Source organism: Gordonia sp. SGD-V-85 (assembly GCF_001456905.1).
Lineage (GTDB): Bacteria > Actinomycetota > Actinomycetes > Mycobacteriales > Mycobacteriaceae > Gordonia > Gordonia hongkongensis.
The window spans coordinates 1-10321 of record NZ_LNQO01000044.1 but is presented as its reverse complement, the minus strand read 5'-3'; the positions used below and the strand labels follow the sequence as shown (position 1 = coordinate 10321).

The 10321-nt window shown below is 67.7% G+C and carries 7 protein-coding genes and 1 pseudogene; all 8 read left to right on the top strand.

What is annotated here, in order from left to right:
* A pseudogene (locus AS181_RS25270) lies at positions 1-186 on the top strand (hypothetical protein); the annotation flags it as partial.
* A complete protein-coding gene (locus tag AS181_RS24200) occupies positions 183-737 on the top strand; it encodes a hypothetical protein (RefSeq protein ID WP_051406024.1) in 555 nt (184 codons plus the stop codon). The pseudogene AS181_RS25270 and the gene AS181_RS24200, both read left to right, overlap by 4 nt.
* Positions 738-777: 40 nt before the next feature.
* Positions 778-1479, top strand: a complete 702-nt coding sequence (locus tag AS181_RS24195; protein WP_035755698.1) for a hypothetical protein — start codon at positions 778-780, stop codon at positions 1477-1479.
* Positions 1476-3410, top strand: a complete 1935-nt coding sequence (locus tag AS181_RS24190; protein WP_058253938.1) for a type IV secretory system conjugative DNA transfer family protein — start codon at positions 1476-1478, stop codon at positions 3408-3410. Before AS181_RS24195 ends, AS181_RS24190 begins: the two co-directional genes overlap by 4 nt.
* A complete protein-coding gene (locus AS181_RS24185) occupies positions 3410-3817 on the top strand; it encodes a DUF4913 domain-containing protein (RefSeq protein WP_058253937.1) in 408 nt (135 codons plus the stop codon). The genes AS181_RS24190 and AS181_RS24185 overlap by 1 nt, the downstream gene beginning before the upstream one ends.
* Before the next feature lie 277 nt (positions 3818-4094).
* Positions 4095-4355 carry a non-hemolytic enterotoxin B gene (locus tag AS181_RS24820; protein WP_082653034.1) on the top strand — a complete coding sequence of 87 codons (261 nt, stop codon included), beginning with the start codon at positions 4095-4097 and terminating at the stop codon, positions 4353-4355.
* Positions 4356-4653: 298 nt separating this feature from the next.
* Positions 4654-5238 (top strand): hypothetical protein, encoded by a 585-nt coding sequence (locus AS181_RS24180; protein ID WP_058253936.1) that lies wholly within the window; start codon positions 4654-4656, stop codon positions 5236-5238.
* A gap of 41 nt (positions 5239-5279) precedes the next feature.
* On the top strand, positions 5280-10321 hold a 5042-nt coding region (locus AS181_RS24175), incomplete at its 3' end, for a DEAD/DEAH box helicase family protein (protein ID WP_231742709.1).

The following is a 10321-nucleotide window of genomic DNA, read 5'->3' as shown; positions in this document are numbered from 1 at the left end:
GAACCCGCCGAAGGCCGCGAAATTCTCTACGCCTACGCCTACAACGCCGGAGTCGGCGCGGTGCTCAACGCCGGCGGAACACCCACCGGCGGCGACTACGACACCCAGACCCGCCCATACGGCCAGAAAGTCATCGCCTACGCCAAACAGTTCGCCGATCAAGGACTTCCGGAGAAGAACCGATGAACCACCACCGCCGCCACCACCACGTGCTGGTCGTCCTCGCGATCGTGCTGATCGCCGCACTGGCCGGATGCTCCGGTAGCGACAACACCACCGAACCCGCACACGGCCACGGAGACGACCACGGCGAGCACTACAGCAGCCCGCCCGGCCTGCCCGATCGCGCCGAACCGATCGGGGTGTTCACCACCACCGTCACCACCATGTTCAGCTGGCAACCCGCCGCCGACACCTCACCCACCGATGCGCTGCGCCGCACTCGCGCCACCCTCACCGGCCAGGCATTGGACTCCGCCGACAGCACCGCAACGGTGCGTCCCAGCGCCCAGTGGGGCGCATGGAAGCAATCTCTCGACGTCATCACCGCCCGCGTCGAGGGCGCCTCGGCAGTGCTGATCTCACCGGACAAGGCCAGCGCGCGCGGCACCGTCATCCAGACCGTGCTCGGCATCGACGCCACGGTGACCTCGTTCCGGAAATTCACCGTCACCGCCGATCTCGTCCGCGTCGACGGCCAGTGGAAGGTCGCCACCTACCCCCGCGCCGACACCTGACCCACCTACCTCCCATCACCCCTCGAAAGGAAGGCACACCATGCTCGACCCACACAACGTCGCCCAGGACAACAGCCGTGAAGTCGACGACATCTTCGACGAAATCCGCACGATCATGCGGCACTCCCGACGTCGGGCCGATGAAGCGCTGCGTGAGGTCCGCAACCAGCAGCACCGCCGACGTGCCCGGCAGACCCGCGCTCAGCAGCGCCTGAACTCCGCGCGCCACACTGGCGCCCACCAGCCCCGCTACACCGACACCAGCGCTGAACGTCACCCGCTGACACCGGATTTGATGGCCCGCTGGGCCGGGGCGCACGCCGCCGCCGATCTGGCTCGCGACGCCGCGGCCGAGGCCGCCCGCGACGGTGACACCGCCCGGCAAGCCCAGACCAATGCCACCGCGCAGCGCGCCGAGCAATGGGCGCACGCCTGGGATGAGCGGCTGCGTGAGGCCGGCGTCGACCCCGACAGCATCGGCGGCCGCGACCGCGACAAGGACCTCGGCGAGGTCGCCGACACCGATCTGCTCGACCAGGTGTCGGCCTCGGCCGCGAACTATGCCATCGACGTCGACGACGCCGCGGCCGCGGGCGGGCACCGCTCGATGAGTGAACTCATCGCCGACACCGAACCCGCCCCCGAAGCCGCGTTGATCGCCGCCGGCGACAGCGACTGGCAGATAGCCCCGGTCCCCGAGGTCGGGGCCAGCGTCACCCTCGACACCGGAGCCCAGCTGTGAGCACCACCCATCGCCGCGACCGCGGCCAACACGAATCCATGGTCGGCTACTACCTCGCCGCAGCCGTGTTCGCGCTGCTGGGGATCATCTACGTGTGCTGGCGGGCCGGGTGCTGGCTCACCGGCCAGCCCGGCCCGGTGCTGATCAACCCGGCCACCGCCGCCGTCGACGGCACATTCGAGTGGCCGGTGGCCTCCACCGTGCTCCTGGTGGTCGCGGTCATCGCCGCCGCCGCGATCGCGGTCGTGGTGGGACGTCATCGCGCCGCCACCGCCGTGCTGCGTGAGTTCGACCAGGTGGCACAGTTTCTTCCTCGTCCCCGGGAACTGCACGCCATCACCGCCCGCGACGCCAAGCACTCCGCGCAGCGCCTCCGCGGCCGCGACGCCATCACCGGGCACCTCGACTACGGGCTGGTGCTGGGATCGTTGATCGGGTCGGGCACCTCGGCGCTCTACATGAGCTGGGAGTGGGTCGGACTCGTCATCGGCGGGCCCCGATGCGGCAAGACCACCGGTTACGCCATCCCGATGATCTGCCAGGCGCCCGGCGCAGTGTTCGCCACCTCCAACAAGCCCGACATCTACGACGCCACCCGCTGGGTCCGTGACCGCAGCGACCTCGAGACCGCTCCCGCCGCCAAGGCCGACACCACCCGACACGGGCTGCGCGCACTGTGGGCCTATCGCACCCAGCGGCGCGAACCGCCACGCACCCGCGGCACCATCTGGCTCTCGGACCTCCAACACATCGCCGGCACTCAGGGCCAGCAGTGGTGGTGGGACCCGTTCTGGTGCGTACACGAACTCTCCGACGCCCGCGAGCTCGCCGCGATCTTCGCCGCCGCCGAAACCGCCGAAGGATCACGCCTGGACGCCTACTTCGACGGCGGCGCCAAAGAACTGCTCGCACTGCACATTCTGGCCGCAGCCGTCGGTGGGGGAGACCTCAAACACGTCGACGGCTGGCTCACCGACCCCAAACTCAAAGTCGCCCGCCAGGTGTTGACCCGCCACGGCCACCACGACGCCGCCGCCAAGATCGACACCGCCGCCAACCTCAACCCCCGCCAACAAGACGGCCTCTACGACATGGCGCGACGGTTCATCAACGTCATGACCGTGCCCGCCTACGCCCGATCGGTCCTCCCACCCCAACGTGTGCGGTTCGACGGCGACAACACCGTCGGCAGCAACGACATCCGCCACGACCTGCCCAAGTTCGATCCGCAAGCGTTCGTCACCTCCACCGACACCATGTACGCCCTGTCGATGGAAGGGGCAGGATCGGCCACCGCATTGACCACCGCCCTGGCCGACACCATATTCAAAGCCTCCGTCGCCCAAGCACGGCGCAACGGTGGACGTCTGCCCGTGCCCGTCGTGGCAGTGCTCGATGAGGCCGCCAACGTGTGCAAACTGCCCGAACTACCCGACTGGTACTCACACTTCGGCAGCCAGGGCATCGTCATCGTCACGATGCTGCAATCGCTGGCCCAGGCCGCGAAAGTGTGGTCCAAAGACAAACTCGACATGCTCGTGGACTCCTCGAACGTCTACATCTACGCCGGATCATCGAACAACGAGTCCTACCTGTCGGGCCTGAGCCGCATGATCGGCCAACGCGACGTCCGCCGCCGCAGCCGCTCGCACTCCAACTCCGGCCTGGGATCGACCAGCACCAGCGAATCCTGGTCCAGCGAACCCATTCTCGGTATCGACGACCTCAAAGCACTCCCCGCCGAACGAGCAGTGCTGGCCACCTCCGGGAACCGCACCGTCGTCACCACCAAGAACTCCTACTGGCTCGGCCCCTACGCCGAGCTGATCGACGCCTCCAAGAAAGCCTGCGCGACCGAACGCGCAGCCCAGCAGACAGCACTGACCACTGCACCGCCCCTCGCCGCCACCACCCGGGAAAGGACCTTCTGATGACCACCCACGACACCGACACCCCCGACGACGACCCCCGCGCACACTGGCGGTTCACCTCCGGCGCCGACTGGTTCACCAACTGGCTCAGCCACATCAAAGCCGGGCGCTTCGACCGCGACACCCGCTGGTGCGCGCAGTGGTGGCGCCACGACGAAGTCGTCATCCGCCTCGAGGAGCTGTGGAAGGCGTGGGAGACCGCCCGCCTGAGCGAAGACCCCGCCGCGCTGTCGTCGTGGTGGACCGCCCACCTCGACGCCCACTGGCGCACCCTCACCGCCGAAAACGGGCCGCTCTACCTATGCACACCCGAAAAACACACCACCACAGACACACTCACCGTTTCAAGCACCCCACCACCGCCCGGATGGTTCTACCCACCCACCGACCACACCACCGCCGCGTAGCCCAACACGAAAGCCTGCTCATGCCGCCACTCATCCACATAGCGCTCGTCGGCTGCTTCGTGCTGCTGGTGGCCCTGTCGATCACCGGCGTCATCGTCGTCACCAGAGCCGCACTGCGCCAACGCCGACGACCACCCCGGCCACCAGTCCAGCGCCCTGATGACTAGCCCATTCGGACCGGGACAGCCAGGTGCACGTGCGTATTCGCGTGCACCACCACGGCGACTAATCGCCCGTCACCACCTTCACTCCGGCCAACCACTACGAGGAGATTGTCATGGCCATCACCATCATCACGCGGAGAATAGTCGCAGTAGGGCTAACCGCCGCCACGCTCGCCGCCGGAGGGGCAACGCTCGTCGATGTCCCAGCGTCGGCAGCCGATACACGCAACCGCACTTACGGCGCGTACATCGTCGGCCCCTTCCCCCACCAGAAAGCGTGCCTCGACACGAGGAACGGCAGAAACGCACTCACCAATCTGACCGACTGCTGGCCGGGCAAAGGCGGTTGGTACTACGGCGGCGACGGAGCGTAATGACCCGGTAGCCCCCATTCTCAGGCCCTGGCAGGTGCTGGACACACCTGCCAGGGCACTGATCGGTCAGAGATCGAGCCTCTGACCAGTGAGAAACGATAACCACCCACCCTCGCCCGGCGTAGCCCAGGTTCGGGAGTGGACCTCACTTTGGTAGGAGCTCGACGCATGGCACGCAACGCCACCCCTGACGACAACACCCCCAATCTGTTCGATTTACTCGCCGACACCGACCCATCCGGGAAGCGGATGTCGGCACCGCAGAGCACTATGGATACCCACACCGAGGAGGACACCGATGTTTCACGATCTGCGCACGGCACTGACCGAGCGGTACGCCCAGGAACTGACGCAGATGGACCGCACGCAGTTCGAAGACTTCCTGACCGCGGAAGTGACACGGATGGAGGCCGAGATCGCTCAGACGCAGTCGCAGACCGAGCTGGCGACGATCGCGGCGTGGAAGGACCAGCACGGGGGCAACGACCCGGACGTGCTGACGACGCAGCGGCTGTATCAGCAGGCCCGGTACTCGGCGGAGGAGACGGCGCTGGCGACGCTGTGGGAGGGATTCAGCAGTCCCGAGGACGACGACCAGCCGGACGACGAGCCGAACCCGGACACGATGACCGGGATGCAGCGGTGGCTGACGCAGTGGGCGATCGAGGCGAGCCGAGAGACCGAACGACTGACCGAGCAGGTGTGGCCGGATCAGACACCACGGTTTCAGGTGTGGGCCGAGCAACTGCTGGAAGCACGTCTGACCGACGGACTGCCGGTGCCCGACGGGCCGGCACATCCGCTGGTTCCGGAGCTGACCGCGATGGTGGACGCAGCGCTGGCCGATCAGGATCGCGCCGACGCCGAGCGCGTGCGGAGGTAGTCGACGACGGCCAGGGACTGCTGTTTGAGTCTCTGGACGATTTGCGGATCCCCACTGACCCGGCCGTCGTCGACCCCGGCGGCACGCCGCTGCCACCGAAGGCCGACGACGCACTGCCGCAGGTGCCGCAGTCCGAGACCGGGTTGCCGCTGACAGCGTGGGCGAGCACCCGAGTCGCCCCCGCACGCCGCCCGGACGGCTCGGTCGTCTACGTCAAGGCCGACCATGTGGTGGCCGGCCTCGAACCCGACCCCATCCCCGACTCGGAGGCACCGAAACCGGAGCCGCCGAGCATCGCGGCCCTCGACGAGGCCACCACCCCGGCACCGACCGAGGTGGTGGCTGCGACCCGGTTCACCCATCCGGGGACGGTGCTCGTGCCGTCGGGGGCCAAGTCCCGCGCCCGCGCCAATATCGCCGCACTCGAGGTCCTCACCGAGACAGCGCGCACCGGACGCCCGGCGACGCCCGCCGAGCACGAGGTCCTGGCGCAGTGGTCGGGGTGGGGTGCCGCGGCCGACATCTTCGACGAGTCCAAGCCGGAGTGGGCACCCGAACGCGACCAGTTGCGCGCCCTGTTGGATTCGGAGCAGTGGCGTCAGGCGAAGGCCTCCACACTCAACGCCCACTACACCGATCCGGCGATCGCCCAGACGATGTGGTCGGCGATGACTCGCGCTGGGTTTGACGAGGGACTGGTCCTCGAACCGGGTTGTGGCAGCGGCACGTTCATCGGTCTGGCACCGCCCGGCGCGCAGATGGTGGGGGTGGAGCTCGACCCGACGACCGCTCAGATCGCACATCTTCTCTACCCCGACGCCCAGGTGCGGTTGGAGGGTTTCGAGACCACCCGCGTCCCGGACGGCTCGTTCGCCGCGGTGATCGGCAATGTGCCGTTCGGCGGGTTCACCGTGCACGACCCGATCCACAATCCGGCCCGCCACCGCATCCACAACCACTTCCTGCTCAAGTCGCTCAACCTCACCGCCCCCGGCGGTTACGTCATGGCGATCACTACGGCCGGAACGCTGGATGCCGCCTCGGACAAGGCGCGCCGCGACATGCACGCCGTCGCCGACCTCGTCGGCGCGGTGCGGTTGCCCTCGACGGCATTCGAACGGGTTGCCGGCACCCAGGTCGTCACCGACGTGCTGGTGTTCCGCCGTCGCGAGGCCGACGTCGCCGCACCTGCGGACGCCGACTGGCTGCATTCTGACCTCGTCGCCCTCCCTGACCGGACCGGCGAGACCACCGAGATCGGGGTGAACCGCTACTTCACCACCCACCCCGAGCATGTGCTGGGCACGATGCGTGTCGATCGCGGGCTCTACCGCGACGGGATGCTCGTCGTGGCCGCCGAAACCGGCAGCGATGTCGCCGCCGACCTCGACGACCGACTGACCAACATCGTCGACGCCGCACTGGAGCGCGGCGACGGACTGTTTCTCGCCGACGACACCGCCACAGCCGGGATGGAGTTCACCGCCGGCGCCCTGGACGCCGCCGCCCTCTACGGCGAGGACATCCCGATCGGGCACGTCAGCTACGACGAGACCACCGGGGTGTTCACCCGCCGCGGGATCGACGGCGATGAGCCGATGAAGGTGCCCGCGACCCGCACCACCGAGACCCGGCACCTGTTGCGGCTGCGCGATCTGTTCGCGGCCACGATCGCCGCCCAGCGCACCCAGAGCAGCCGCGCCGAGCGTGACGCGCTGCGCGCGGACCTCAACGAGGTCTACGACGCCTACCTGAACACCTACGGCCCGGTGAACCGGGCGAAGCTGGTGGGCGGCAAGGAACGCACCGCCGAGGAAGCCGCGAAGAAGTTCGCAGAACTCGAAGGCAAGTGGCGTACTGCCAATCGCGACGCCGACGGCGCCGACTATCCCGGCCCGCTGCCCGAGGATGTGGCGGCCGAGCTCGATGAGAAGGCATGGCAGGTCAGCGCGCCCTCGCGGCGCCAAACCCATCTCGAGGCGGTCCGCGCCGATCCGGGGATGGCCGGCGTGCTGGCGTTGGAACGCTACGACGACGAGACCGGCACGGTCAGCAAGACCGCGGTGTTCTCCCGCGACGTCGTCGTCGCGCCGGTCCCGGTGTCGCGCGCGGACACCCCGGCCGAGGCGGTCGCGATCAGTCTCGGTGAACGCGGGCGAGTCGATCTCGACCGTGTCGCCGAACTGCTCGATCAGCCCGCCGCCCAAGCGCGCGAGTCGATCCGTGGGCTGGTCTACGCCGATCCGGACATGCCCGAAGATCTGATACCGGCTCCCACAGCGTTGTCGGGCAACGTGCGCGCCAAACACGCCCGCGCCGCCGAGGCTGCCCGTACCGATCCCGGTAACCGGGACTGGGCAGAGCTAACACAAGCACTGGCGCAGGTGATTCCGGACGACAAGCAACCCTCCCAGATCGGGTCGGTCAAACTCGGGCCGACCTGGATCGAGCCGCGCGACTACGAAGCGTTCGTGCGCGAGACCTTCGGCGCCACGAGTGCCCGAGTGACGCGCGCGGCCGGTTCGTGGGGCGTCGAGGTGCCACCTGACGAACGCAACAGCGCGCTGATGCGCACCGAGTACGGCGCCGACAATGCCGACAGGAGGAACAAGGCGCTCGATGCGATCGACCTCACCGAGATGCTGCTCAACCAACGGTCGATCGTGGTGAAGAACTCGGGGCCGGCGCAGGAAGAGGGGGCACCGGAAGTCGACGCCCAGGCCACCATCCTCGCCCAGGTCCAGGCGGAGAAGATCACCACCGAGTTCCGGTCGTGGCTGTGGTCGGATGATGAGCGTCGCGACCGGTTGGTCGCTGAGTGGAATCGCCGCTTCAACACCTGGGTTCGCCCCGAGCACGACGGATCACGGCTGGTGCTGCCCGGTTTGTCCCCGGTGTTCGAGCCGCACCCCTACCAACGCGATGCGGTGGCGCGGATTCTCGCCGAGCCGACGGTGCTGCTCGATCACGTGGTCGGTGCGGGTAAGACCGGCACGATGTTCATGTCGGCGATGGAGCTCAAACGCCGCGGCCTGGTCAATCAGCCGTGGATCGTGGTGCCCACCCACCTCATCGAGCAGTTCGGCCGCGAAGTGAAGATGTGGTACCCCGCGGCGAACGTGCTCGTGGGACGCAAAGGCATGTCGCCTGAGGACCGTCGCGTGTTCGCCGCCCAGACCGCGACCAGCGACTGGGACATGGTCATCATCCCAGCCTCGGTGTTCTCCGCGATCCGGGTCCACCCCCAGCGCCGTGTCGACTACATCTCCGGCCAGCTCGCCGAACTCGACGCCGAATTGTCCGCGAGCGCAGGCGACATGACCCAGGCAACGGTCAAGAAGATCGAACAGGCAAAGAAGCAGCTCCAGAAACGACTCGACGCCGCGACCGATCAGGCCAAGAAGGACCACGGGGTGTTGTTCGAAGACACCGGCGCGGACTATCTGTTCGTCGACGAGGCCCACGAGTACAAGAACAAGGGCCGCCAGTGCGCGATCGACTCGCTGTCTCTGACCGGGTCGAACAAGGCCGAGGACCTGTCATTGAAGCTGGACTACCTGCGTGAACGTCGCCAACACCAGGCGGTCGCGGCCGGGCGGGTCATTACCCCGGGCGCTGAGCGGGTCGCGACGTTCGCCACCGGCACCCCGATCGCGAACTCGCTGGCCGAGTCGTGGGTGATGCAGCAATACCTACGCCCGGATGTACTGGAGGCGGCCGGGGTCCGCTCGATCACCGACTGGGCGGCGTCGTTCACCGCGACCCGCTCGGAGACGATTCCCAACGCCACCGGCACCAAACTGCGTGTCGTGTCGAAGGTGTCGGCGTTCGCGAACCCCAGAGAGATGTTCGCCATGGCCGCCCAGTACACCGACGTCGTTGTCCGTGAACAGGTCCCAGCCAATCTGCCCACCCATGACGGGCGGCAGATCATCACCAGCACCCCCGGTCAGGAGCGGCGCGATTTCATCGCCGACCTGGACTATCGGGCCGACCATCTCGACCCGCGACGCGCCGACATCGACAACGTGCTCAAGATCCTCAACGACGGCCGCAACGTCGCCCTCGACCCGGCGCTGGCCAACCTCGAACCGGATCCGGGAAACACCCGCGCCGATGCGGTGGCCGAACAGGTCGCCCGCATCTACCACGCCACCGCCGACAACGAATATCTCACCGAGGAAGGGGAGCGGTCCCCGATCCGGGGGGCGTTGCAGCTGGTGTTCTGTGACCGTGGCACCCCGCGACCCGACGGCCCGTCGGTGTACTCCAACCTCAAAGACCTTCTCGTCGAGCAGTATCAGGTGCCCGCGGAGAAGATCGCGTTCATCCACGACGCCAAGTCGCCGTCGCAGAAACTGGCGTTGCAGGCCGACTGCCGCGCTGGTCGGATCGCGGTGCTGGTCGGGTCGACCTCGAAGATGGGCACCGGTATGAACGTCCAAGGCCGCCTCATCGGCCTGCACCACATGGACGTGCCATGGCGGCCCGCCGATCTCGAGCAACGCGAAGGCCGGATCATCCGGCAGGGCAACCAGAATCCGCAGATCGAGATTCTGAACTACGTCACCGCAGGCACCACCGACACCGTCATGTGGTCGAAAGTCGAATCCAAGGCGGCGTTCATCGAACAGGCCAAACGCGGGCAGCTCGACGACGTCGCCGAAGTCGACGACATCGCCGACGACTCACTGTCCGAGGCGGCCGCGGCGACCAAAGCCGCCGCGACCGGCGACGAACGCTTCCTCGAAATGGCGACCCTGGAAGACGAGGTGAAAAGCCTGTCCGCACTGGCCAGCGCCCACGCCGACTCCCGCTCCCACGCGCGGCGGGTCGTGGCTGCAGCGGACCGGGCCATCCCACGGTTGGAAGGCAGCATCGAGAAACTCGATCTTCTGCTGGCCGGTCACCAGGAGTGGATTGACGCCGGCAAGGAGTTCGTCGTCCCCGGTGCCGGTCCCCGGTCGAAGCGTCCGGAGCGGTCCGAGGTGCTGTTGTCGCGGGTGACCGCGGTCTACCACGAGCTCAAAGGTGCCGGCATGAAGCAGTCCATGCCGATCGCGTCGATACCGTCAGGGCTCCA

Coding starts and splice junctions, on each gene's coding strand:
- AS181_RS24195 (WP_035755698.1), top strand. CDS start 778: ATGCTCGACCCACACAACGTCGCCCAGGACAACAGCCGTGAAGTCGAC.
- AS181_RS24820 (WP_082653034.1), top strand. CDS start 4,095: ATGGCCATCACCATCATCACGCGGAGAATAGTCGCAGTAGGGCTAACC.
- AS181_RS24185 (WP_058253937.1), top strand. CDS start 3,410: ATGACCACCCACGACACCGACACCCCCGACGACGACCCCCGCGCACAC.
- AS181_RS24180 (WP_058253936.1), top strand. CDS start 4,654: ATGTTTCACGATCTGCGCACGGCACTGACCGAGCGGTACGCCCAGGAA.
- AS181_RS24200 (WP_051406024.1), top strand. CDS start 183: ATGAACCACCACCGCCGCCACCACCACGTGCTGGTCGTCCTCGCGATC.